The sequence below is a fragment of the Streptomyces sp. NPDC004327 genome (genome assembly GCF_042873935.1).
GTDB lineage: Bacteria > Actinomycetota > Actinomycetes > Streptomycetales > Streptomycetaceae > Streptomyces.
Window position 1 is genome coordinate 91,189 of record NZ_JBIAME010000007.1, and the last position, 23,714, is coordinate 114,902.

Annotated in this window: 22 protein-coding genes; 7 read left to right on the plus strand and 15 right to left on the minus strand. The window is 73.4% G+C overall.

Annotated elements, in window-relative coordinates; translation table 11 throughout:
- Positions 1 to 4: 4 nt before the first annotated feature.
- A complete protein-coding gene (locus ACFYU9_RS24245) occupies positions 5 to 460 on the minus strand; it encodes a MarR family winged helix-turn-helix transcriptional regulator (RefSeq protein WP_389211654.1) in 456 nt (151 codons plus the stop codon).
- A gap of 155 nt (positions 461 to 615) precedes the next feature.
- On the opposite strand from ACFYU9_RS24245, the gene ACFYU9_RS24250 reads away from it, so the two are divergent.
- Positions 616 to 2,079, plus strand: a complete 1,464-nt coding sequence (locus ACFYU9_RS24250; protein ID WP_389211656.1) for an MFS transporter — start codon at positions 616 to 618, stop codon at positions 2,077 to 2,079.
- A 117-nt stretch (positions 2,080 to 2,196) separates the two neighbouring features.
- Here ACFYU9_RS24250 and ACFYU9_RS24255 read toward each other — a convergent pair whose 3' ends face one another.
- On the minus strand, positions 2,197 to 2,979 hold the full coding sequence (locus ACFYU9_RS24255) for a LysR family transcriptional regulator substrate-binding protein (RefSeq protein ID WP_389212356.1): 783 nt from the start codon (positions 2,977 to 2,979) through the stop codon (positions 2,197 to 2,199).
- 159 nt (positions 2,980 to 3,138) lie between these two features.
- Between ACFYU9_RS24255 and ACFYU9_RS24260 the strand changes: the two genes are divergently transcribed.
- Together ACFYU9_RS24260 and ACFYU9_RS24265 are read left to right on the plus strand one after the other, a co-directional pair.
- On the plus strand, positions 3,139 to 3,537 hold the full coding sequence (locus tag ACFYU9_RS24260) for a DUF5997 family protein (protein ID WP_389211657.1): 399 nt from the start codon (positions 3,139 to 3,141) through the stop codon (positions 3,535 to 3,537).
- Positions 3,538 to 3,652: 115 nt separating this feature from the next.
- A complete protein-coding gene (locus ACFYU9_RS24265; protein ID WP_389211659.1) occupies positions 3,653 to 4,711 on the plus strand; it encodes a phosphotransferase in 1,059 nt (352 codons plus the stop codon).
- Here the strand turns inward: ACFYU9_RS24265 and ACFYU9_RS24270 are convergent.
- Positions 4,669 to 5,508: a methyltransferase domain-containing protein gene (locus ACFYU9_RS24270; protein ID WP_389211661.1), complete on the minus strand. Its 840-nt coding sequence runs from the start codon at positions 5,506 to 5,508 to the stop codon at positions 4,669 to 4,671. The two genes, ACFYU9_RS24265 and ACFYU9_RS24270, sit on opposite strands and share 43 nt — an antisense overlap.
- Before the next feature lie 198 nt (positions 5,509 to 5,706).
- Positions 5,707 to 6,651 (minus strand): LysR substrate-binding domain-containing protein, encoded by a 945-nt coding sequence (locus ACFYU9_RS24275; protein ID WP_389211663.1) that lies wholly within the window; start codon positions 6,649 to 6,651, stop codon positions 5,707 to 5,709.
- 71 nt (positions 6,652 to 6,722) lie between these two features.
- On the opposite strand from ACFYU9_RS24275, the gene ACFYU9_RS24280 reads away from it, so the two are divergent.
- Positions 6,723 to 7,670 carry a dihydrodipicolinate synthase family protein gene (locus tag ACFYU9_RS24280; RefSeq protein ID WP_389211665.1) on the plus strand — a complete coding sequence of 316 codons (948 nt, stop codon included), beginning with the start codon at positions 6,723 to 6,725 and terminating at the stop codon, positions 7,668 to 7,670.
- 117 nt (positions 7,671 to 7,787) lie between these two features.
- Entirely contained in the window at positions 7,788 to 8,441 is a 654-nt protein-coding gene (locus ACFYU9_RS24285; protein ID WP_389211667.1) for a hypothetical protein, read from the plus strand.
- Positions 8,442 to 8,474: 33 nt separating this feature from the next.
- Here ACFYU9_RS24285 and fxsT read toward each other — a convergent pair whose 3' ends face one another.
- The 3 genes from fxsT to ACFYU9_RS24300 all read right to left on the minus strand — a co-directional run bounded on the left by fxsT (position 8,475) and on the right by ACFYU9_RS24300 (position 13,311).
- A complete protein-coding gene (gene fxsT / locus ACFYU9_RS24290; protein ID WP_389345954.1) occupies positions 8,475 to 12,398 on the minus strand; it encodes an FxSxx-COOH system tetratricopeptide repeat protein in 3,924 nt (1,307 codons plus the stop codon).
- Entirely contained in the window at positions 12,385 to 12,840 is a 456-nt protein-coding gene (locus tag ACFYU9_RS24295) for a hypothetical protein (protein WP_389211671.1), read from the minus strand. The genes fxsT and ACFYU9_RS24295 overlap by 14 nt, the downstream gene beginning before the upstream one ends.
- A gap of 108 nt (positions 12,841 to 12,948) precedes the next feature.
- Complete coding sequence (locus tag ACFYU9_RS24300) at positions 12,949 to 13,311, minus strand: YrdB family protein (protein ID WP_389211673.1); 363 nt, start codon at positions 13,309 to 13,311, stop codon at positions 12,949 to 12,951.
- Positions 13,312 to 13,534: 223 nt separating this feature from the next.
- Between ACFYU9_RS24300 and ACFYU9_RS24305 the strand changes: the two genes are divergently transcribed.
- The gene (locus tag ACFYU9_RS24305; protein ID WP_389211675.1) at positions 13,535 to 15,373 is read left to right on the plus strand and encodes a S8 family serine peptidase; all 1,839 of its coding nucleotides are present in this window, start codon (positions 13,535 to 13,537) and stop codon (positions 15,371 to 15,373) included.
- A 92-nt stretch (positions 15,374 to 15,465) separates the two neighbouring features.
- Here the strand turns inward: ACFYU9_RS24305 and ACFYU9_RS24310 are convergent, their stop codons facing one another.
- From ACFYU9_RS24310 to ACFYU9_RS24325, 4 genes are all read right to left on the minus strand, one after another.
- A complete protein-coding gene (locus ACFYU9_RS24310) occupies positions 15,466 to 15,828 on the minus strand; it encodes a hypothetical protein (protein ID WP_389211676.1) in 363 nt (120 codons plus the stop codon).
- Positions 15,829 to 15,898: 70 nt separating this feature from the next.
- On the minus strand, positions 15,899 to 17,158 hold the full coding sequence (locus tag ACFYU9_RS24315) for a nitric oxide synthase oxygenase (protein ID WP_389211678.1): 1,260 nt from the start codon (positions 17,156 to 17,158) through the stop codon (positions 15,899 to 15,901).
- A 145-nt stretch (positions 17,159 to 17,303) separates the two neighbouring features.
- On the minus strand, positions 17,304 to 17,495 hold the full coding sequence (locus tag ACFYU9_RS24320; RefSeq protein ID WP_389211680.1) for a ferredoxin: 192 nt from the start codon (positions 17,493 to 17,495) through the stop codon (positions 17,304 to 17,306).
- A gap of 29 nt (positions 17,496 to 17,524) precedes the next feature.
- Entirely contained in the window at positions 17,525 to 18,715 is a 1,191-nt protein-coding gene (locus ACFYU9_RS24325) for a cytochrome P450 (protein WP_389345955.1), read from the minus strand.
- A gap of 217 nt (positions 18,716 to 18,932) precedes the next feature.
- Between ACFYU9_RS24325 and ACFYU9_RS24330 the strand changes: the two genes are divergently transcribed.
- Complete coding sequence (locus tag ACFYU9_RS24330; protein WP_389345956.1) at positions 18,933 to 19,997, plus strand: hypothetical protein; 1,065 nt, start codon at positions 18,933 to 18,935, stop codon at positions 19,995 to 19,997.
- A 122-nt stretch (positions 19,998 to 20,119) separates the two neighbouring features.
- Here ACFYU9_RS24330 and ACFYU9_RS24335 read toward each other — a convergent pair whose 3' ends face one another.
- The 4 genes from ACFYU9_RS24335 to ACFYU9_RS24350 form a co-directional block, all read right to left on the minus strand.
- The gene (locus ACFYU9_RS24335; protein WP_389345957.1) at positions 20,120 to 20,566 is read right to left on the minus strand and encodes an SRPBCC family protein; all 447 of its coding nucleotides are present in this window, start codon (positions 20,564 to 20,566) and stop codon (positions 20,120 to 20,122) included.
- A gap of 39 nt (positions 20,567 to 20,605) precedes the next feature.
- Positions 20,606 to 21,616 carry an aldo/keto reductase gene (locus tag ACFYU9_RS24340; protein WP_389345958.1) on the minus strand — a complete coding sequence of 337 codons (1,011 nt, stop codon included), beginning with the start codon at positions 21,614 to 21,616 and terminating at the stop codon, positions 20,606 to 20,608.
- Positions 21,617 to 21,732: 116 nt separating this feature from the next.
- The gene (locus ACFYU9_RS24345; protein WP_389211690.1) at positions 21,733 to 22,761 is read right to left on the minus strand and encodes a TIGR03571 family LLM class oxidoreductase; all 1,029 of its coding nucleotides are present in this window, start codon (positions 22,759 to 22,761) and stop codon (positions 21,733 to 21,735) included.
- Between the two features lie 111 nt (positions 22,762 to 22,872).
- The gene (locus ACFYU9_RS24350) at positions 22,873 to 23,712 is read right to left on the minus strand and encodes an aldo/keto reductase (RefSeq protein ID WP_389345959.1); all 840 of its coding nucleotides are present in this window, start codon (positions 23,710 to 23,712) and stop codon (positions 22,873 to 22,875) included.
- Positions 23,713 to 23,714: the final 2 nt, after the last annotated feature.

The window sequence follows — 23,714 nt, forward strand, 5'->3', positions numbered from 1 at the left end:
CGGGTCAGGGGCGCGGCCAGGGCCGCCCGTCGAGTCGTTCGATGTCCCGGTTGAAGCGTTGCAGAGTGGCGGCGAAGCCGGCGACCTCGTCGGGCGTCCAGTCGGCGAGCACCCGCTCCAGGCCGGCGATGTTGAAGGCCCGGTCGGCGTCGAGCCGCCGCTCGCCCTCCTCGGTGATGCGGAACTTGCGGGCGATGCCGCCGTCCGGGTCGGCGATGCGCTCGACGACCCCGGCGCGGAGCATCGCGGCGGTCTGCCGGTTGAGCGTCGAGGTGTCCAGGCCGAAGGCCTCGGTGAGCTGGCTGATGGACATCGGCCCGTCCATGCGGATCCGGCTGAGCAGGACGTACGCGCTGCGGTCGAGGTTGCCGCCGGCCGCCCGGGAGCGGGGTGCGTGGAGCAGGGAGTGCCGAGCGAGAAGCATGGTCTCGAATTCGACCAGATGCGTGGGCTTGTCCATCGGGTTCCTGTTCCAGCGGTGTTCCAGCGGGTGGGGGCGGGCTGCCGTTCCGCACAGCATAAGCAGCCCCCAGCCGCGTTGTGCATGATGCACATCATATGTATGGTGCACATCGCTCGCGCGCCGTGCGCGGTCACCGATCCAGGGAGAAGCCCATGTCCGCCGCCCCCACCCCAGCCACCGGCCCCGGCGGCGCCGGCCGCGTCGTGGGCGTCCTCGCCCTCGCGGGCATCGTCGCCGCCCTCATGCAGACCCTCGTCGTCCCTCTCATCGGGGACCTGCCCGCGCTCCTGCACGCCAGTGCCTCCGACGCCTCCTGGGTGATCACCGCCACGCTGCTCGCCGCCGCCGTCGCCACCCCCGTCGCCGGCCGCCTCGGCGACATGTACGGCAAGCGCCGGCTGCTCCTCGCATCCACCGTCCCGCTCGTCGCCGGCTCCGCCGTCTGCGCCCTGTCGAGCTCCGTCGTCCCGATGATCGTCGGCCGCGGCCTCCAGGGCCTCGGCATGGGCATCGTCCCCCTCGGCATCAGCCTGCTCCGCGACGTCCTGCCGCCCGAGAAGCTCGGCTCCGCCATCGCCCTCATGAGCGCCTCCATGGGCGTCGGCGGCGCCCTCGGCCTGCCGTTCTCCGCCGCCGTCGCCGAGCACGCCAGCTGGCGCGTGCTCTTCTGGGTCGCCGCCGCCCTCAGCCTCCTCGTCGGCGTCCTCGTCCTCGCCCTCGTCCCCGCCGGCCGCGTCACCGGCGCCGCCGGACGCTTCGACGTCCCCGGCGCCCTCGGCCTCGGCGGCGGACTCGTCGCCCTGCTCCTCGCCGTCTCCAAGGGCTCCGTCTGGGGCTGGGACAGCGCCACCACCCTCGGCCTGTTCGCCGCCGCGGCCGTCGTCCTGCTCGCCTGGGGCGCCTGGGAACTGCGCACCCGCGAGCCCCTCGTCGACCTGCGCACCACCGCCCGACCGCAGGTCCTCATGACCAACGCCGCCTCGGTCCTCGTCGGCTTCGCGATGTACGCGCAGTCCCTCGTCGTCCCGCAGCTGCTCCAGCTCCCCGAGGCCACCGGCTACGGCCTCGGCCAGTCGATGATGGCCATGGGCCTGTGGATGGCCCCCGCCGGCCTGATGATGATGGCCCTCGCCCCGCTCGGCGCGAAGCTCTCCGCCGCCCGCGGCCCCAAGGTCACCCTCGCCGTCGGCAGCCTCGTCATCGCCCTCGGCTACGGCTCCTCGCTGCTCCTCATGGGCTCCACCTGGGGCCTGCTCGCCGTCACCCTCGTCTGCAACACGGGTGTCGGACTCGCCTACGGAGCGATGCCGGCCCTCATCATGAGCGCCGTGCCCCAGCACGAGACCGCCTCCGCCAACAGCTTCAACACCCTCATGCGCTCCATCGGCAGCTCCGTCTCCGCCGCCGTCATCGGCGTCGTCCTCGCCCAGCTGACCACCGACCTCGGCGGCCACCTCCTGCCCTCCGAGATCGGCTTCCGGGTCGCGCTGCTCATCGGCGGCGGCGTGGGCCTCGCGGCGGCCGTGCTCGCCTCGCTCATCCCCGTACGGCCCCTCACGGCCGCCCCCGCACCGGCGCCCGGCCGGCCGGCGCCGGCCGCCGAGACCGCGGCCTGACGGCCACCGACGGAAGGAAAGCCGCGGTCGCGGACGTCGTGGCGCCCGGCGGCACGATCACCGACGTCCGGCCCGGTGCTGCCGGTGGACGACGGCTGGTCCGCGGCCTGAGCCCGCTCAGGGCTTGCGGCGCGGCTTCCCGGAGCGACCGCTCTTGGGGGCCGCGCCGCCGGTACGACGGCCGCCGCCCGGCTTCTGCCCCTGCTTCTGCCCCTGTCCCTGCTTCTGGCCCTGCTTGGACTGCTGCCGCTGCTGGGCCGCCTTCGGCTTCGCCGGACGCCCGGCCTTCGCGTCCCCGGCGCCCTTGTCCCTGGCCGACTTCTCGTCCGGCCGCCGGCCGCGCGAGCTGTTCACGGTCCGCCCGCGCACGATCCCGATGAAGTCCTCCACCAGATCCGTGGTGGCCTCCTCCGGCCAGGACAGCGCCACCTGCGACTGCGGCGTCCCCGTGATCGTCCGGTACGTGAGGTCCTTGCGGTGGTGCAGCCGCGCGAGCGACTGGGGCACGATCAGCAGCCCGATCCCCGCCGCCACCAGCTCGATCGCGTCGGCCGTCGTCGCCGGACGCTCGAACGCGGGCTGTCCCGGCGGGCCGTCCCAGTCCAGCGTGTCGTCCAGCGGATGCAGCACGATCTCGTCGGCGATGTCCTCGACGCTCACCTCGTCCGCCGCCGCCACCACGTGGTCCTTCGGGCAGACGACGACGGTCAGCTCCGTGTACAGCGGGATGGCGCTGAGGTCCGTACGGTCCACCGGCAGCCGCACGAAACCGGCGTCGGCGCCGCGCTCCCGCAGCACCGCCTCGGCCTCGCCCGGCTGCACCTGCAGCAGCTCAAGGGGCACGTCGGGCAGCCGCTCCCGCCAGATCCCCACCCACTTGCCCGGCGTCACGCCCGGCACGTACGCGAGCCGGAACGACGGGCCCTGGGCCGGGGCGTCGGCGGCCTCGGCGGCCGCGGAGGCGGAGGGAACGGGGGAAGAGGAGGTGTCCGAGCCTGTCACCAGGCCAGATTACCGGCCGTGGTCGGCAGGGGCGCCCCTGCCCGATATTCTTGTCGCATGACGCAGCACCAGAGCGCCCAGACCATGAAGCCCGCCACCGCGGCGAAGAAGCTGGGTGTGTACCTCGATGCCACCCCCGCCGAGTTCCGTGAGGGTGTCGTCTCGCGTGCCGAGCTCGCCGCCCTCCAGACCGATCCGCCGGAGTGGCTGCGCGAACTGCGCCGCACCGGCCCGCACCCCCGCCCCGTCGTGGCGGCCAAGCTGGGCATCTCCATCTCCGGCCTCGCCCGCGGCGGAGTCACCGAGGCGCTCACCACCGAGCAGATCGAGGCTCTCAAGGACGAGAACCCCGAGTGGCTCCAGAAGGAGCGCACCACCCAGGCGGAGGTCCGCAAGGAGACCGTCCGCATCAAGGAGATGCGCGCAGAGAAGGCCGCCCGCGCCCAGCAGGACTGAGCAGTACCGACCGCGCGGCGGTCCGGGCCCTCATGAGGTCCCGGCCGCCGCCGCGGTAAGCCGCCGTCGCGGTAAATCGGGTGCACCGGCTCCGCCCGTTTGGTGCAATCGCCGGATGCGAAGCGAGACCGGCACCCGCCGACCCGACGAGACGCCCGACGTACCGATGACGGTCGACGTACCGATGACGGTCGACCTCGGGCGGTTCGCCGACGCGGTCACGCCCTGGGCCGAGACCTCCTGGCGCGCGGCCGCCCTCGCCTGGGCCGAGCAGGGACTCGCCCGCCACGGCCTGGCCGAGACGGGACCGCGAGAGGCGCGGATCCGGCCCTGGTCGATCCTCGTCCGCTTCCGTACGGGGCCGGGTGCGCGCGACGCCGTCTGGTTCAAGGCGAGCGCCCCGGCCGCCGGATTCGAGGCGGCCCTCGGCGGCGCGCTCGCCGAGTGGGTGCCCGAGCACGTGATGACGCCGCTCGCCGTCCACGCCGAGCACGGCTGGTCACTGCTCCCCGACGGAGGCCCGCTCCTGCGGAACGTCCTCGACGCGGGCGAGGCCGGAGCGGCGGACTGGCTGGCTGCCGTCGGCCAGTACGCGCGCATGCAGCGCGCCCTGACCCCGTACGCCGACCGGCTGACCGCCCTCGGCGTGCCCAGCGCCCGCACCGCCCACCTGCCCGGGATCTTCGACCGGCTCGTCGAGGAGAACCCGACCCTCTCCCCGGACGCCCGCCGCTCGCTGCGGGCCCGGCGCCCCCGGCTGCTCGACTGGTGCGCGGAGCTCGACGCCCTCGGCATCCCCGACTCGCTCGACCACTGCGACCTCCACGACGGCCAGGTCCTCACCCCCGCCCCCGGACGCTTCACCTTCTTCGACTGGGGCGACGCCGGCGTGGCACACCCCTTCGCCAGCCTCCTCGTCCCGGCGCGCGACGTGCGCGAACGGTACGGGCCCGAAGCCGTGGCGGGCGTCCGCGACGCCTATCTGGAGCCCTGGACCGAGCTGGGCGCGCCCCTGCCCGAGCTGCGCCGCGCCGCGACCCTCGCCGTCCGCCTCGGAGCCATCGGCCGCGCGGTCTCCTGGGGCCGGCTCTTCCCCGGCACCCCGGCCGGGGACTGCCACGAGGCGGGCGCCTACTGGGTCGAGGAGCTCTTCGCCGAGTCCGACCTGCTCTGACGGGCGCCCGCCGGATCCCGCCGGGCGACGAGGTGCAACAGCCGGGCGGTGTGCTTGTACGGCGCCCGCCCGGCCGTCGCGATCTCCAGGCGCTCCAGGCGGGCGTAGTACGCGGGGTCGAACTTCACCGTGTCGTCGGGGATGTAGTCGCAGAACACCCGGATCCCGTAGTGGTGGACGTCTGCGCAGCCGAGCGCACGGAGCGTCGCGCTCAGCTCCTCGGCCGTGTGCAGCCGCAGCTCGGCGTCGAACATCTCGGTGTGCACGGTCGGCGCGTCCAGCGCTCGCAGCACGGCATCCGGATCCATCGTCCGCACGGCCGAACGCAGCGGCTCCGAATGCCGGTTCATGGCGATGACCGACACCAGACCGCCGTCGCGCAGCGCCCCGAGCGCCACGCCGAGCGTCGCCGCCTCGTCGGACGCGTACGGCAACAGGCCGTGGCAGAGCACCACATCGAACCGGCCGTCCGCCAACTCGGCCGGAAGCGCGCCCACTTCGGCCTCCACGCAGGTGACGAGACCGGCCACGCCCGCCTCGGCGGCGCGGCGCGCCGCGACGGCCAGCATGGCCGGCGCGTAGTCGACGACGGTCACGTGATGGCCGAGTGCGGCGAGCCGCAGCGCGTCACCACCGTCCCCGCCGCCGAGATCGAGCACCCGCAGCGGACCGTCGCCCGACTCGGCGAGATGCGGCGCGAGATCGGCCTCGGCGACGGCGTACCGCAGCCGCCCCCACGGCGCCTCCTGCCAGTCCTGCCACGCGGCGACACCCTCGTCGAAACTCTGCGAAGCCATGGTCCTCCCTCCCGGCCGGCCCCGCTGTCCGGGCCGCCCTTGATCCACCGTTCCGGCGCCCTGCGGGCGCCTCGGTGTGTGCATGTCGATCATGAAGCACCTGGGGGTCATGAAGCACCTGGGCGTCATGACGCGCACGGGAGTCATGGGGGCGCGCGGGGGGCATGACGCGCGCGGGGATCCTGAGGTGCATGGGGGTCAGGCTGCCCGCATCCCCTCCGGTACGGAGGCCCGCAGCGCCTCGATGAGCGCCGCGACCGCCGGGTGCGTGCCGGCGCCGCTGCGGAAGGCGATCCGGGTCCTGCGGCGCACCGGCAGCGCGGTCAGGCACGCCCCGGGCGGTGGGTCCGTCGCCCCCAACTCCGGTACGACCGCCACGCCCTGGCCCGACGCCACGAAGGCGAGCACCGTCGCGAACTCGTCCACCTGGTGCCGTACGCGCGGCACGAACCCCGCCGTCCGGCACACCTGCTCGGTCACGGCCCGGCACAGCGTGTCGGGAGCCGCCATGATCCACGGAGCGTCCCGCCGGCGCGCGAGCACGGCAAGGCCGTCGGCTCCGTCGGCGGGCTCGTCAGCTCCGTCGGGCCGGGGAGCGGGCGCGGGTGCGGGCTCGGGCGACGCCAGGTACATCGCCTCCTCGCACAGCGGCTCGGCGGCGAGCCCCGGCTCCAGGGGCGTGGGCACCAGGTCGTAGTCGTGGACCAGGGCCACGTCGAGGTCGCCCGCGCGCAGCGCGTGCGCCATCCCGGCCGGATCGGTCTCGGAGACCATCGGCTCCAGGGCCGGATGCCGGGCGGCCAGCAGGACGAGCGCCTGCGGCACGATCGCACGGGTCGCGGTCGGGAAGGCGCCGATCCGCAGCGGCCCGGCCGGTCCGTGCCGGGCCTCGGCGAGTTCGGCGGCCGCCTGCTCCAGGCGTTCCAGGACCGCCTCCGCGTGCCGTACGAGGTTCGCGCCGGCCGGCGTGAGCCGCACGCCGCGCCCGGAGCGCTCCAGGAGCGCCACGCCGGCCTCCCGCTCCAGGGTGCCGAGCTGTTGCGACACCGCCGACGGGGTGAACGACAGGGCGTCGGCGACGGCGGCGATGGTGCCGCGCAGGGCCAGTTCGCGCAGCAGGCGCAGACGTCGCACATCGAGCATCAGCTCAGCTTACGCTTCGCATCAAAAATGCGAACTGGACCTGAAGGTCCGGCCCGAGCACCCTCAATGGCATGGCACAGGACCACGCACACGACATCGCCCCGGGCTTCAGCCCCTCCGGGATCCACGTTCCCCTCGTCACGCCCTTCGCCCACGACGGCCGCCCCGACCTCGACGCCCTGGCCGGACTCGCGCACTCCGTCCTCGACGACGGTGCCGCCGGGCTCGTCGCGCTCGGCACGACCGGCGAGGCGGGCGCCCTCGAACCCGAGGAGCGCCGCGCCGTCGTCGACACGTGTGCCCGGGTCTGCCGGGAGCGCGACGCACAGCTCGTCATCGGCGCGGGCGGCGGCGCCACCGCCTCCGCCGCCCGCGACCTGGCCGGACTCGCCCGGTGGCCGCAGGCGCGGGCCGCCCTGGTCACCGTCCCGGCCTTCGTGCGCCCCTCGCCGGAGGGGGTGATCGCCCACTTCACGCGGCTGGCCGCCGACAGCCCCGTACCGCTGGTCGTCTACCACATCCCGTACCGCACCGGCCGTTCGCTCGACGCCGGCACCCTGCGCGCCCTCGCCGCCGTCCCGGGCGTGATCGGCGTCAAGTACGCCGTCGGTGGCATCGACCAGGACACCGTCGACCTCCTCGGCCACCTGCCGCCCGGCTTCGCCGTCCTGGCGGGCGACGACGCCTTCGTCTCCCCGCTGCTCGCCCTCGGCGCCCCCGGCGCCATCCTCGCCTCGGCCCACCTGGCGACCGACCGCTTCGTCGGGCTCGCCGCCGCCTGGCGCGACGGCGACGTGGCGCGGGCCCGCGCCCTCGGCCACCGCCTCACCCGCCTCTCCGCCCGGCTGTTCGCCGAACCCAACCCGGTGGTGGTCAAGGCCGTCCTCCACGCCCAGGGCCGCATCCCGACCCCCGGCGTCCGCCTCCCGCTCCTCCCGGCGTCCGAGGCATCGGTGGCGGCGGCCCTGGCGGAGCTCGCGGCGCTGGACGCGGCTGAACCCGCACTGGTCTCCGCGTAGTCGAGCGGTCCTCCCGCACCGACAGGGCGGAACCGTGGCATGTACACGGTGCGTCCCCCTGCGTGCACCGGGTGAGCGGAGCCCCGGTGCGCCCACGCCCGACGCAGGAGGAGCACCATGGCCACGCACGGCACGACCCCGCCGCCCGCGCGCAGGAGCGGCGGCTGCCTCTCGGCGCTGTTGATCATCGCGGTCATCCTCGGCCTCGCCTACGGCGCCTCCAAGTTCTTCGACGACAAGAACAAGTCGTCGTCGTCTTCGTCGTCCTCGTCGTCCTCCGGCGGCAAGGACGGCGCCTGGAACGTCGGCGACTGCGGCGGCCCCGACCCGGACGACGCGCCCGACGGCTACCGCGCGGTCGGCTGCGGCGACTCCGGTGCGACCTTCAAGGCGCTCGCGGTGATGGAGGCCAGCATCCTGCCCGACGCCATCCAGTGCCCGGCCGGCACCGACCTCATCATCCAGGTCAAGATCTCCTTCGGCTCCGGCGGCGACAAGAGCGGCGGCATCCCCAGCAAGACCGTCTGCGGACGCAACCTCTCGGGCGGTCACCCGGGCGACGCGGGTGCGGGTGGCGGCCAGCTCGTCAGGGGCGACTGCGTGACCGATACGGCCCGGGAGGTGCCGTGCGCCCAGGCCGCCGGCAGCGGCTACAAGGTGCTCGACCTGGTCAAGGACGTGAAGCAGTGCCCGTCCGGCACCACCGAGCCCATGCGTCTCACGCTCGCGATCGGCCGACCGTACGACGTGATCTGCGCCGCCAAGGCCTGAGCGGTGGCGCGGGGCCGGGCCCGGGACGTCCGATCAGAGGACGGGCGCCTCGAAGTCCCATGTGGGGCGCACGCGTTGGCGGGCCGACACGGTCTGCGGATGGCGGGCGCCCAGAGTGCGGGTGAGCGAGTGGACGGCCTCGCCCTCCAGAACGCCGGCCTCCCCGGTCAGTCGCAACGCGCGCAGGTCGACGGCGAGCGCCACCCGGCAGGCGAGCGTGAACGGGTGCTCGTCTCCGAGGGTGTTCTCGGCCCGGAGCAAGGTGTTGCGGCCCAGCTCGGCGTCCTCGTCGAGCCGGCCGATGGCTGCACGGGCGCCGCTGGTGGCCAGGGCGCAGCAGAGGGTCCAGGGATGGTCCGGTCCGACGGACTCGGCCAGACCGATCAACGCGGCCTCCAGGAGGTCGAGCGCGCCGGCCCCTTCGCCCGCCGCCTCCATGGCGAGCGCGGTGCTGATCAGCATGCCGGTGGCGACGGGGTGGGCGGGCCCGAGGAGGTCGCGGTAGCCGGCCTCCGCCTCGTCGACGAGCTCGCGGGCCTTGTCGACGTCGCCCTGCGCGCGCAGGAAGTTGCCGTAGTCGTTGAGGAAGCTCAGCGTCGCGTGATGGCCGCGGCCGTGGACCTGCTCGAGTTGTTCCAGGAGGCCGGCCATGGTGGCGCCGAGATCCGGCTGGAGGGCACCGCCCCTTCGCCGGCACCGGATCAGCTGGACGCGGGCTTCGAGGGTCTGCGGGTGCAGGGAGCCGAGCACCTGCTCGTGCATCCGCAGCGTGGACTCCTGGCGGGCCAGGGCCTCGCGGTAGCGGCCCAGCAGGCGGAGGTCCTCGGCGACGGCGAGGCCGGTGCCGAGGGTGGTGACGGTCGGGGGGAGGAGCGCGCGCTCGCCGCGCGCGAGCGTGGCGGTGTCGTGCTCGTAGGCGTCTTCGTAGCCGCCGAGGAGCCGCATGCCGCGTCCGAGGTCGTTGCGGGCGGCGAGAGTGGCGACGTCGGTGTCGCCGAGCAGCCGTTGCGCCTCGATCAGGGCCCGGTGCTGGAGGTTGCCGGCCTCCTGGTACTCGCCGAGGTGGCGCAGGTCGCTCGCGAGAGCGCCGTCGCAGAGCATGTTGCCGAGCTCGTTGGCGGGGGTGGCCCCGCCGAGCCGCTCGCGCAGCCCGAGGTTGAGACGCTGGGCGTCGTAGACGCGTCCCTCGGCCCGTACCAGGCTGCTCTCGTGGAGCGTCAGATCGACCATCTGCTGTGAGAGCGGGTCCATGAACTCGCTCCACTCGGCGCGGATCTGCCCGGCCAGGCGGATCCCGGTCCTGTACGCGCCGCTGTGCACGCTGTAGCGCAGGCAGTTGAGCACGGTGTTCTGGACGCCCCGGCTGCCGCTGGTGAGGGCTCCGGAGGGTTCGAGGTGGGGCAGGAGTTCGGCGTAGCGGGGCCAGTTGCGGCTGTCCAGGGGGTTGCCGGGGTCGGCCCAGGGGAGCAGGCTGCGGACGGCTTTGCGGTAGGTGTCGCGGTGGGGGCCGTCGGTGAGCTCGGCGACGATGTCGTGGACGTGCCGGTGCATGTGCACCGTGTCCGCGTAGGTGACGAGGCCACGGGTCTCGCGGGTGAGCAAGGAGTGATCGACGAGGGTGTCCAGGGCCCTGTTCCACGCCGGCTGGTCGCCGATCATCCACCGCTGTTCCTTCGGCAGGTCCACGGGGTGTTCGCGCACCATGCCGAGGGGGATCCGCCCAGGTCCGAACGCTACGGCGAGGTTGAGAACGTCGAAGGCCTGTGGCTGGGAGCGCCGGAGCTCCGCCAACAGGATCGACCAGTTGGCGTAGGAGTCGTGGGGGACTCCCGCCACGGCCGCCGGGCCCCCGAAGAGGGAGAGCCGCTTTTCCTGGACCATCCGCAGGTACTCGGGGACCTCCATGCGGGACTCGCCGAGCCAGGCGGCGGCCTGGACGAGCGGCAGCGGCACGTCGCCGAACTCGGCGGCGACCTCGTCGGCCTCGGACGCGGTGATGTGCGGGGCGCGCCGCATCAGGTAGGCGGTGGACTCGGCCCGGTCGAAGCCCGGGACGTCGAGCACATCGGTGTGGTCGCGCCAGCCGCGGTTGCGTGAGGTGACGAGGACGTGGCCGGGGCCCCGCGGCAGGAAGGTGTGCGCGCCGTCGGTGTCGTCCCAGCCGTCGAAGACGACGAGCCAGCGGGAGTACGGGTCGCCGCGGCCGAGCGCCTCGCGGACGGCGCGGATGCGTTCGCCGGGCTCGTTGCCGGTGGTGAGGCCGAGCTGGGCGGCGAGTTCGCCGAAGCGGTCGCGCAGCACGTTGCGGTCGCCGGAGTCCACCCACCAGACCACGTCGTAGTCGGAGCTGAAGCGGTGGGCGTACTCCGAGGCGATCGCGGTCCTGCCGATGCCGGACATGCCGAGCAAGGTGCAGGCGCCGCCGCCGCGCTCGGCGTCCGTGAGCCGGGTGCGGAGCTCGGAGAGGAGGCCGTCCCGGCCGGTGAAGCGCGGGTCGCGGCGCGGAACCTCGCCCCAGATACCGGGCGGCGTGTCCGGGTGACGTACGGACACCCGCGCGAGTGAACCGAGCGGGGACCGGCGGCGGCGCGCGATGCCGAGCCCGCTCAGCAGCCGGGCCTCCGCCTCCTCCTCGCCGACGCCCCACAAGTCGACCGGCTCCAGTATCGTGGCCGCCGACGGCAGCGTCCGGTTGGTGAGGCTGACCGCGGCGAACCGCTCGGCGTGCGCCGCGACGAACCCGCGCAGCACGTCGTTCCACTCGCCGGCCTGTCGCGGTCCCTGGTCGGCGAACCAGTCGCCGAGCACGAGCAGGATCCGGCCCCGGGTGAGCAGCAGGTCCTTGAAGTAGTCCTCCCGCGGCACCCCGCGCACCTGATCCCAGCGCCGCTGCGTCACGCGGCAGCCGTGGGCCTCCAGCCGCTGCGCGATCCACGCCGCCCAGGACTGGTGGTAGCCGGGGTGGACGACCGTGAAGTGCCGTACGTCGTCGCCGCCCGCCGCCTCGGCCTGCTCCATATCGGCAATATCGCCCGCGCCCGGCGCGGACCGCGTCTCCGCCTGCTCGCGCCGCTCTCTGAGCAGCGCCACCTCCTCCTGGAGTTCTCCGCAACGCCGCTCGACGCGTGCGAGCCGCCGCTCGGTCGCGCCGAGCGCCTCGCGGAGTTCCGCCACCCGTCGGAGCAGCGCCCTGCTCCACGCCGCGTCCGGCCGGCCGTACGCGGCGTTCGTCACCCAGGCCAGGTCGCCCGTGGCGTTCTGGCCGAACTGCTGGGGTTCCGGGGACCCGCGTTCGAGGAGCGCCGACCGGGACGCCTGCCAGATGGTGTTGAGCGTCAGTTCGGGCCCGGCGGCGGGCAGGCCGCTTTCGAGGATGTCGATCAGGACCCCGGTGAACTCCGGGTAGGGCTGGTCGTCGTGGGCGAAGGCCCGCTGGGTGCTGGAGGCCGAGGTGAGCAGGTACGTTCCCTCGATCGCCGCCTGCTCGGAGAGTTCGGCCCGGGTGATGCCCTGGGGTCCCATGCTGCCGGCCAGTCCGCTGTAGCAGCAGTCGAGCAGCACGATCCGCCGCTTGGCCCGGTGGCCCGCCTTGAGCGTGCGGCGGATGTCGTCGTAGACGATGCTGCCGATCTGCGGATGCTCGTCGTCGGCGCCGGTCAGGGCCAGATGCAGCTGTTGTCCCGCTCTGTCGCGCAGTCCGTGTCCCGCGAAGTACAGCAGCAGCGTGTCCGTGGCGGCCTTCGCCGCTTCCTTGACGGCGGCGAGGATCTCGTCCCGTCCCGCCTCGGCGCCGAAGACCGTGACACGGTCCTCGTGCAGTCCCCAGACCGCCGGGTCCCGCAGCAGCTCGGCCAGCCGGTCGCGCCCTCGGCCGACGGGGCGCAGCGAGGGCAGGTCCCGGTACTCGTCGATGCCGATCAGCACGGCACGGCTCGCCCCTGGGTCAGGAAGCGCCACCGTTTTCTCCGCCCTCGCCCTCGGAGACCTGGTCTCCCTCGGAGCCCTGGTTCCCCTCGGATCCCGGGTCCCCCACGGCCGGAGCCAGGAGTTCCACGATGCGCGCGGCGGTCTCGGGCGAGGCGTCCGTGACCGTGATCCGGGCGCCGTCCCGCTCGATGAGCACCGCCGCGTCCTGCCGGCGCCGGGGCAGCGAGGCGCGGAACGCCATGTGCGCGTAGACGAGTCCGGCGGCCGAGAAGCCCGATCCCACGAGCAGCTGGATCCAGCCGGACGGATCCCCGCTCATCGCTCCGGAACCCGGAGCCGGCCCGCCTCCCGACCGCGAGATCTCCGCGTGGTGCCCCACCGCCCGGTCCTCGGTCAGCCAGTCGTGGAGCGCCTGCGTGAGCTCTTCGTCCTCCCCGGACCCGTCGGCAGTCACCAACAGCCGGATCTGCATACGATCTCCCCCTCCTGGCCGTCCCGCAGGGAGATTCTGCACGCCGAGCGGCTCTCATGAACCCCGGTTGGCGACCCTCGTCCTTTTCGTCTCCCGCCGGCGCACCTCTCAGTGGTGCGTCGCCGCGCGGCGATCCACCGTCGCCACGGCCGTGTTCACCAGCGCGACGATCCCGAAGGCCAGGCCCCACGCCGGATGCCCGACGCCGTACAGCGCGGCCACCGCCGCCCCGAAGACCAGCGCCTTCACGGCGAGGATCCCCGCCAGCGGCACCCGGATCCGCGCCTTGGGCGCGGCGAACAGGCCCCAGAGCACGGCTGCCGCGGCGGGCGCCGCGACGGCGAGAACCAGCCGCAGCGCGACCGGGCCGGTGCTGTGCCAGCCCCACCAGGCGAGGCAGCCGAGGGCCGCGATTTCCAGGAGGAACGCGAGGCCCTCGTTGAACACGTGCAGGGGAGCGGGGAGTCTCATGGGGGTCATTCTGCGCCAGGATCGCCCTGAGGCATCCACGCGCGTCAACTGGCTTTTCAAGATCGTCGCATGACGTTCCGTCAGATCAACAATGCGTAACGGAAAGGGATACGGCGGGCAGAATCCTTCCCTCCGGTAGTGGCGTCCTGGGATCTTGCGACCACCCCACACCACACAGGGTCCGGCCGGTGCCACCCGCACCACCGGACCATCGGAGGACGCATTGTTTTCCCAGATACCCCGCCGGATATCGAACCGGCTGAGGATCCCGATCGCCGCCGCCGCGGTCGTCGGCGCCACCGTCGCCCTCGCCAGCCCCGCGCAGGCCACCATCGAGCCCACGGGCCGGACCCAGTCCCACGCCCCGGCGGCCACGCCGGCGCCGCGTGCGGTCAGCGGCGCGCAGCAGCTCGCCGGCGCCTGGGCCGCCGGCACCCGCGCCTACCTGGTGATCACGACGCCCGGCGACACCACCGCCGTACGGAACGCGGTCGCCGCCAACGGCGGTAGCGTCTTCGCCTCCTACGACGCCATCGGCGTCGTCGTCGCCCACTCGACCTCCGCCTCCTTCGCCGCCACCATGCGCGGCGTCGCCGGCGTCGAGCAGGTCGGCGCGACCCGTACCTCCGACGTCCCCGCGGACGCGTACAACCCGGCCCTGCCCGCCAATCCGACCCAGTCCGCGACCACGCTGACCGAGTCGAACCGCTGGGACATGACCCAGATCAAGGCCGACCAGGCCTGGGCCGTCACCACCGGCTCCGCGTCCGTGAAGGTCGGCGTCCTCGACACCGGCGTCGACGACCAGCACCAGGACATCGCGCCCAACTTCGACGCCGCCGACTCCGTCTCCTGCGCCTACGGCAAGGCCGACACCCGCGCCGGCGCCTGGCGGGACGTCGACACCCACGGCACGCACGTCGCCGGCACCATCGCCGCGGCGAAGAACGGCAAGGGCGTCGTGGGCGTCGCGCCCGGAGTGAAGGTCGCCTCCGTCCGCATCGCGGAGCCCACCAGCACGCTGTTCTACGCGGAGAACACCGTCTGCGCCCTGGTGTGGGCGGGTGACCACGGCTTCAAGGTCACCAACAACAGCTATTACACCGACCCGTGGCAGTTCAACTGCCCGGACAACGTCGACCAGGCCGCCATCATCGAGGGCGTCCGCCGCGCCCAAGCGTACGCCGAGTCCAAGGGCTCGCTCCAGGTCGCCGCGGCCGGCAACTCCAACTACGACCTGGCCAACAAGACGACCGACACCGAGAGCCCCAACGACTCCACGCCGGTCACCCGCACCATCACCAACGCCTGCCTCGACATCCCGACCGAGCTGCCCGGCGTCGTCACGGTCGCCGCGCAGGCCAGCGGCGGCGCCAAGGCGTCGTACTCCAACTTCGGCAACGGCGTCATCGACGTCGCCGCGCCCGGCGGCGACGGCGCAACCGGTGTCTACTCGACCCTGCCGGGCGGCAAGTACGGCACCAAGAGCGGTACGTCGATGGCCTCCCCGCACGTGACCGGTGTCGCCGCGCTCATCGCCAGCGTCAACCCGGCGTACACCCCGGCGGACATCCGCGCGGCGCTCGCCGCGCAGGCCACCGACAAGGCGTGCCCCGCCGACACCCGCTGCACCGGCACCACCGCGAAGAACGGCTTCTTCGGCGAAGGCGCGGTCGACGCCCTGAAGGCGGTCGCCGGCTCGACGCCGCCGCCCACCGGCCCGTACTTCGAGAACCTCACCGACGTCGCCGTCCCCGACAACACCACCGTCGAGAGCCCGATCACGGTCTCCGGCGTGACGGGCAACGCCCCCGCCACCCTCAAGGTCGGCGTCGACATCAAGCACACCTACCGCGGTGACCTCGTCGTCTCCCTCGTGGCGCCCGACGGCACCGTGTACCTCCTGGAGGACTTCCCCAACAGCGACAGCGCGGACGACGTCCTCAAGACGTACACCGTGGACGCGTCCGCCGAGCCGGCGAACGGCGTCTGGAAGCTCCGCGTCCAGGACGTCGCGACCCAGGACACGGGCCGCATCGACGCCTGGAACCTGACCTTCTAGGCCAGGCGCGCGAAGAGGTCGCGGAGCGCTCACGACACGAGCCCCCGGGAGTCGGTTCCCGGGGGCTCGGCGCTGCTCGGTCCGGCCGCGGCCTACAGGTCGGTCAGCTCCTCCGCGTACACCTGCGACAGCGGCTGCGGCCCCACGTACTGCTGGCAGTTGCACTGCCCCGCCTCGTACCGGACCGGCTTCTTGTTCTCGTCCCAGGCGACCGGGATCTCCACCCGCTCGTGGCACCGGCCCTGCTTGTCGTGCTTGGCCAGGTGGTGCGTGCACCCGCACACCGGCTCGGGCCCCCGGCTCGCCGACTCGACCGCCAGCCGCTCCTGACGCGCGGCGTCGAGGATCTCCATCTTCCGCTCGTGACGGTGCTTCAATGCCGTGCGGACGTTGTCGGCGACCCATGCGAACCCGCCCGTCCAGAACAGGATGAGCAGTACCCAGATCCAGTTCATGCGATTCCCCGTCCCCTGTCTCCCCGTAGGTCTTCGCGAGCAGAATAGGCGAAATGGGCGAACACCAGTGTCAGGGCAGCGGGCGGGAGTCCTCCTGGCCCCGCGGGAGGAACGCCGGGCGCAGCGCCGGGTCGACCGGGTCGTAGTAGCGGTGGAAGACGGGGGTGGCCGAGCCGGAGAGCGGGGGGACGATCCAGCTCCAGTCGGCCGGGGTCGGGCGGCCGTGGCGGCTCTCCTGGGCGATGTGGCGGATGAACCGCTCCGACTCGGTGTGATGGTCGGCCACCGTCACGCCCGCCTCCTGGAAGGAGTGCAGCACCGCCACGTTGAGCTCGACCAGCGCCCGGTCGCGCCAGAGCGTGCGCTCGGAGGAACGGTCGAGGCCGAGCAGATCGGCCACCACCGGGAGCAGATCGAGGCGCTCGGTGTCCGCGAGGTTGCGGGCGCCGATCTCGGTGCCCATGTACCAGCCGTTGAACGGCGCCGCCGGATACCGTACGCCGCCGATCTCCAGGACCATGTCGCTGATCGCCGGCACCGCGTACCAGCGCAGGCCGAGCCCCGCGAACCAGTCGTGCTCCGGATGGCTCAGCGGCACCTCCAGCACGCTGTCGTCCGGCAGTTCGTACCACTCCGGCCGGGACGCGGCCGTGCCGGGACGTTCCTGCACCATCAACGGCAGTACCTGGAAGGCCTCTTCGTCCCGCTTCCAGCCCAACTCGCGCGCCCGCAGCGTCATCTCCGCGCCGCGCGGATCGCCGGTCCACCGGCCTTCCGGCGTGCGGTGACCGGCGTAGCGCACCAGCTGGTCGTTGACGATCCGCGCCGCGGGCCGCCCCGGCCGGTCCGGCGCGAAGACGGAGACGACGGGCCTGATCCGGCCGGCGTTCCCGGCGAGCCGCAGATGCTCGAAGCACTCGGCCGCCATGTCGTCCGCGGCCGTGACGTGCCGCAGGTCCCGCACGACGAGGCTGCGCCAGTACAGCCGGCCGATGCAGCGGGCCGCGTTGCGCCAGGCGACGCGGGCGCCGAACGCGAGCTCCTCGGGGGAGTGTTCGTAGGTGCCGGTCCGCTCGATCTCGGCCAGCACCTCCCGTATCCGCGCCTCCACGTCCCCCGCGTGGGGCTGTTCGGAGTGGAACTGGCGGATGAAGTCCAGCGCCTGGAGCCGGTCCACCGAGGACGGTGGACGCCGGACCGGGGCCGCGGGGGCCCCGCTCGCGGCGCCCGCCCCGAACGGGCAGCCGCTGCTCGCGGGGGCGGGCGCGGGAACGGGGACGTGGACCGGCGCGGGGGCCGGCTTGCGACGGCGACTCAGACTGAAGACCAAGGTGTTTCCTCCCGGCCCCCATGACTACCGTACGAACATGCTCAGGTGTGGAGAGTAGTCGAATGTCTCATGGGGGCCGGGCCGGCCTGGTAGGGTGCCGCTTTTCCGCCTGAATCGTCCTACTCGGTTTTCCGTCCGAATCGTCCTACTCGGCGACCGTGATCGCCTGTACGGGGCAGGCCCGCGCCGCCTCGCGGACCAGCGGCCCGCCCGCCCCGTCCTCGCGACCGGGCACGACCGTGCCGAAGCCGTCATCGTCCTGGGTGAAGACGTCGGGCGAGACCAGCGCGCACTGGCCGGCCCCGATACAGACGCCCGTGTCGATCGAGATGTGCATCCGCAGGCTTCCTCTCGCCGTGCTCCGGTTCACCATGTGACGGGGAGTTCGAGCATCCCCTGGATCGTGTCGCCCGGCTTGAACGGGATCTCCTCGGCGGGCGCCGCGAGCCGCAGCCCGGGCAGCCTCCGCAGCAGCGTCCCGAGCGCGATCTCCAGCTCCATCCGCGCCAGGTTCTGGCCCAGGCACTGATGGATCCCGAACCCGAACGCCACGTGGTGCCGCGCGGGACGCGACCAGTCGAGGTCGTCCGGGTCCGCGTAGACGGATCCGTCCCGGTTGATCACGGACGTCGAGAACACCACGCCCTCGCCCGCCCGGATCACGACGCCCTCCACCTCCACGTCCTCGCGCGCGACCCGCAGCAGCCCGTCCGCGATCGACAGGAACCGCAGCAGCTCCTCCACCGCCGCCGGCACGAGCGCGGGGTCGGCGCGCAGTTCCGCGAGCCGGGAGGGATGGCGCAGCAGCGTGTAGGTGCCGAGCGAGATCATGTTCGCGGTCGTCTCGTGCCCGGCGACCAGCAGGATCGTCGCCAGCTGCACCAGCTCCTGGCGGTCGGGCCCGCCCTCCTGGACCTGGCGCGCGACCAGGTCGTCGAGGACGCCGTCACCCGGTTCGGTGCGCTTGCGGTCGATCAGGTCGCCCAGGTAGTCCTCCAGTCGCTTCAGCGCCTCCTCGGTGTCCGCGGCCGTCGGGCCGCGCAGCAGCCGCCGGGACTGCTCCTCGAAGAACTCGTGGTCCGCGTAGGGCACGCCGAGCAGTTCGCAGATCACGATCGACGGCACCGGCAGCGCGAACGCGCTGACCAGCTCCGCCGTCGGCCCCGCGGCCTCCATGGTGTCGAGCAGTCGGTCCACGATGGCCTGGATGCGGGGCCGCAGCCCCTCCGCCCGGCGCAGGGTGAAGCTCGGGATCAGCAGGCGGCGCTGGGCGTTGTGCTCGGGGTCGTCCCAGCCGAGCAGCGCGGCGCGCCGGCGCCGGCGCACGGCCGTGGCGCGTTCGGTCGGCAGCGGGAAGTCGCCGCGGGTGGAGTCGGTGGACAGGCGCTGGTCGGCGAGCAGGGCCCGCGCGGCCTGGTGTCCGGTCACCATCCACACCTGGCGCCCGTCCCACAGGGTCACCCGGGACAGCGGGCGTTCCTCGCGGAGCGGGTCGTAGGCGGCCGGGGGGTGGTAGGGGCAGGTGCGGTCCTGGGGAAAGGCCACGGCTTCGGTCATGGGGACCTCACAGACGGCGGTCGAGGGTCTCTTTGGCGCTTCGGCTCCTGGTTGCCGCCTCCACTACATGCCTCAGGCATCTATTCGGTCTACATGCAGTTCGGCCAAACCGCCGGAACGAGCGCATCCATTCGGCCGGGCGAGTGAGTCATGCCGCACGAGGCGCGTGGGTACGCATCACCCACGGCCACACGTGACGGAAGGGGCGGGGGAGAAGGTGCTGAGCGACGAGGACGTTCTGGCGGCGGTGCAGCGCGGCCTGAAGCAGCGCGGGGAGCCCGCGCGGACGCTCCGGCGGGTCGAGGCGAAGATCACCCGGCACCTCCTCCTCGAAGGGGAGATCGTGCGCTGCATCGAGAGCCGGGAGGAGAAACCGCAGCTCCACCGCGGCCCCGTCGACCTGTCCGAGCGGCCGCAGTACGAGACCGACATCGACGAGCACCCGATCCCCGCCCCGCGCGACCCGGCCGACCGCGTCACCCACACCCTGGTGCGGCGCGGGACCGTGCGGGACCGGGCCTGCGACGCCTGCGGCAACGGCAGGACGCAGTGCGGGCGGTGCCGGGGAGCGGGCGACATCCCCTGCGAGCCGTGGACCGCCTGCGAGACCTGCCGCGGACTCGACAGCTGCCGGCGCTGTGACGGCACCGGCCGCCGCACCCGCGAGGCCCCCGACGACGAGCCGGACAAGGACGAACGCGTCACCTGCGCGATGTGCGGCGCCGGGGACGCCGCGTGCGCCGCCTGCCGCGGCCGTGGCAGGCAGAAGTGCGCGCGGTGCGAGGGGAAGTCGACGCGCACCTGCCCCGCGTGCTCCGGCGACGGAACGGCCGCGTGCGACCGGTGCGCCGGTACGGGACGGCTGGTGACCTGGACCGAGGGCGTCGTCGAGTGGAGGCCGCACACCGACACGATCGCACCGGCGGCCGACATTCCCTTCCGCGCCGGGCGCCAGGCCCGCGAGCGCGGCGACTGGACGACCGTCGAGGCCTCCGGCGAGCGGGCGGCCCCACCGCCGGACACCGCCACCGAGGTCACCCGCCTGCTGACCCCGCGCCTGCGCCCCCACCCCGGCGAGATCACCCGCCGGATCTCGGTGCGCCACCTCTCCGTCGCCCGCGTGACCCTCGCCGAGCACCCCCACCGCGTCTTCTTCGTCATCCCGACGGCGGCCGATCCGTACGTGGTCCGCGTGTCGTCCCCGCGCCGGGTCTGGCAGTTCGCGGCGATCGCCCTGGCGGCCGTGGCGTGCCTCGTCTTGGTGTCCTGGCTCGTCGGCTGACGGACCCCGCCCCGGTGTTTCTGTTCGGGTGCCGGCGGAAGTGGCCGAATCCCGCCTCCGCGAGGGCGCACGCCGAAGCGGGAGGTGGCGCGAACCGCGCCGCCCTCCCGCATTCCGGAGGCTCAGGCCGTGGGCGTGGTGGCGGGACTCGAGGCCGTGAGCGCCTTGAGCAGCGCCTCGAGACCGTCGGCGTAGATCCCGGTGAAGAGGTCGATGACCTCGGACTCCGTCGCGCCGTTCGGGACGAAGCGTCCGGACCACTGGACCTCGGCGGCGTCGGGCCGGCCGGGGATCGCGTGGACGCGGAGGGTGGAGAGGTAGCCCGTGACGGGGAAGGGGGCTTCCAGGATGGCGTACGTGTAGGAGCGCTCGGTCTCGTCGAAGCCGACGAGCCGCTCGACGATCACGTCGCCGTCCGGGTTGGTCAGCCGGCGGACCCGGCCGCCTTCGAGGGAGACGCTCTCGGGGATGTAGGGCAGCCAGTCGGGCAGGGCGTCGAAGCCGCCGATGAGGTCCCAGACCTGCTGGGGGGAGGCGGGCAGGACGCGGCTGACGGAGGTGGAGGCCATGATCACTTCTCCAGACGAGGTGACGGTGCGGGGCGGGGGTCAGGCGTTGAACGGGAGCGGGGCGGCCGGGCTGACCAGGCCCGCGGCGCGCAGGTCGGTCCAGAACGCGGCCGGGACGGTCTCGTTCAGGGCCGCGGTGTCCTCGGCGATACGGCTCGGGCGCGTGGCGCCGGGGATGACGGCCGCGGCCGCCGGGTGGGCGAGCGAGAACTGCAGGGCGGCGGCCTTGATGCTGACGCCGTGGCGCTCGGCCAGGGCCTTCAGCCTGGTGACGCGCTCGATGATCTCGGCCGGCGCCTGCTGGTACTCGAAGTGGGTGCCGCCGGCGAGGATGCCGGAGCTGTACGGGCCGCCGACGACCATGTCGACGCCCTGGCGCTCGGCCATGGGGAGCAGGCGCTCCAGGGCGTGCTCGTGGTCGAGGAGCGTGTAGCGGCCGGCGAGCAGGAAGCCGTCGGGCCGCGGCTCGTCGAGGGCGAGGGTCAGCTCGATGGGCTCGGTCTTGTTGACGCCGAGACCCCAGGCCTTGATGACGCCCTCGTCGCGCAGCCGGGACAGGACCCGGAAGGCGCCCGTGCGGGCCTCCTCGAACTTCTGCAGCCACGCGTCGCCGTGGAAGTCCTGCGCGATGTCGTGGACCCAGACGATGTCGAGGCGGTCGGTGCCGAGCCGCTTGAGGCTGTCCTCGATGGAGCGCTCGGTGGCCTCGGCGGTCCACTCGTGGACCATCCTGTTCGGGTTGCCGTGCTCGAACAGCCCGCCCTTCTCGCCGAGTTCGCGGGCGGTGGTCTCGTGCTCGTCGAGGATGACGCGGCCGACCTTGGTGGACAGGACGTAGGAGTCGCGGGGCCTGGTCGCGAGGACCTCGCCGAGGCGGGTCTCGGCGAGACCGGCGCCGTAGAAGGGGGCGGTGTCGTAGAAGCGGATGCCGTGGTCCCAGGCGGCCTCGACGGTGGCGCGGGCCTCCTCGTCGGGGATCGCGCGGAACATGTTGCCGAGCGGGGCGGTGCCGAAGCCGAGGCGGCCGGGAAGGATGCCGTTGAGCGACATGGGAAGAACCTCTTCGTGGGGGGAGAGAGTCGGCGCCAGGCATAGATGCAAACGCGCCTTACATGCATTGACAATACTTGCATGCGCTGGCTAATGCAAGAGGCTCGTGCCGCTTCTCACGAAACGTGGGCGGCCGCCGCGCGCGGCGGCGTCGGGAAGTGCGGCAGCACCTCCTCGGCCAGCTCCCGCAGCACCTCGTCCACGGGCCGCTCGTTCGGCCGCAGGTTGAACGAGACATGGGCGACGCCGAGTTCGGCCATCTGCTCCAGATGGTCGCGCAGGGCCCTGCGGCCGGTGCTCAGGCCCAGCCGGATCGGGCGGGCCGGCGCCTCGGGATCGTCCCGGAGGTCGAGGACCATCGGCGTCAGGTACGGCTTGCCGCCGTCACCGGCCGCCGAGCCCGTCAGCCGCTGCCACTCGCGCGCCTTCAGCCTCAGCGCGCCCGGCTCGCGCGGGTAGTTGAGCGAGGCGTCGGCATGCTCGGCGATCCACTCGGGGGTCTGCTGCGCGCCGCCCGCGATCGCGATCGGGATGCCCGCCGGGGCCACCGGCCCGGGCAGCACCTCCAGCTGCCGGTCCGCGTCCAGACCGGCCCCGGGCAGCACGAGAGGGCCGCCGCGCCAGGCCGCGCGCAGCGTCTCGACGCCCTCGCGGAACGCCGTACCGCGCGCCTCGAAGTCCCGCCCGAACAGCGGATACTCCACCGGGCGGTCGCCGCTGGCCAGGCCGAGCAGCATCCGCCCGCCGCCCGTCAGGACGTCGACGGTGGCCGCCGCCTTGGCGACGAGGAGCGGGTCGCGCAGCGGCAGCACGACGGCGCCGGTGCCGAGGACGACGTTCTCGGTGACGGCGGCCAGGTGGCCGAGGTGGGTGAAGGTCTCGAAGACCGAACCGGCGTCACCGAACCGGACCGGGTCGTAGACCGGCACGTCACGCAGCCACAGCGCGGCGAAGCCGAGGCGGTCGGCGAGCCGGGCGAGCCGGGTGTGCCCGGTCAGGTCGGGGACGCCGAACGGCCGGCCGGCCTCCTGGCCCGCGCGGACGCGGGCCGGGGCCCAGTCGTTGTCGAGGGGCAGTTCCAGGCCGAGGGTGAGCCGGCCGCCGGCGGGAGCGAGCCGGGCGAGAGCGGGATGGGCAAAGGCCATGACAGGTCCTTCCGGGGCGGAAACGGGGGGAAAGCGGGGGTGGAAACGGGGCCGTCCCGGGCGGCGGCGGCCGGCCCGGGACGGATTCCTCGGCGGAGGGGGAGCCGACGCTCAGTTGAGCTCGTCCGGGTGCGGGCCCGTGCGCAGCTCACGGTCGAGCGCGGCGACGGCCCGCATCTCCTCGTCCGTCAGCGCGAAGTCGAAGACCTCGAAGTTCTCGCGGATCCGGGCCGGGGTGACCGACTTGGGGATCACGATGTTGCCGAGCTGCAGGTGCCAGCGGATGACGACCTGGGCGGCGGACTTGCCGTGGCGGGCGGCGATGGCCGTGACGGCCGGGTCGCCGAGGACCGCGCCCTGGGCGAGCGGGCTCCACGCCTCGGTGGCGATCTTGTGATCGCCGTGGAAGGCGCGCAGCTCGGCCTGCTGGAGGCCGGGGTGCAGCTCGATCTGGTTGACGGCCGGGGTCAGCGTGGCGCCGTCCAGCAGCCGCCGCAGGTGGCCGGGCTGGAAGTTGGAGACGCCGGCCGCGCGGACGCGGCCCTCCTCGGCGAGGCGCTCCAGGGCCCGCCAGGACTCCCGGTACAGGTCGCGGGCGGGCGTCGGCCAGTGGATCAGGTACAGGTCGACGTGGTCGAGGCCCAGCTTGGCGAGGCTCGCGTCGAAGGCGCGGAGCGTGGCGTCGTACCCCTGGTCGGCGTTCCACAGCTTGGTGGTGACGAACAGCTCGTCGCGGGCCAGCCCGGAGGCGGCGAGGGCGCGGCCGACGCCCGCCTCGTTGCCGTAGATCGCGGCGGTGTCGATGCTGCGGTAGCCGGTCTCCAGGGCGGCGGTGACGGCGGCGGTGGTCTCGTCGTCGGAGACCTGGAAGACGCCGAAGCCGAGCTGGGGGATCTCGACGCCGTTGTTCAGGGGGACGGTGGGGACGGCGGGGGAGGAGGACGGTGCCATGG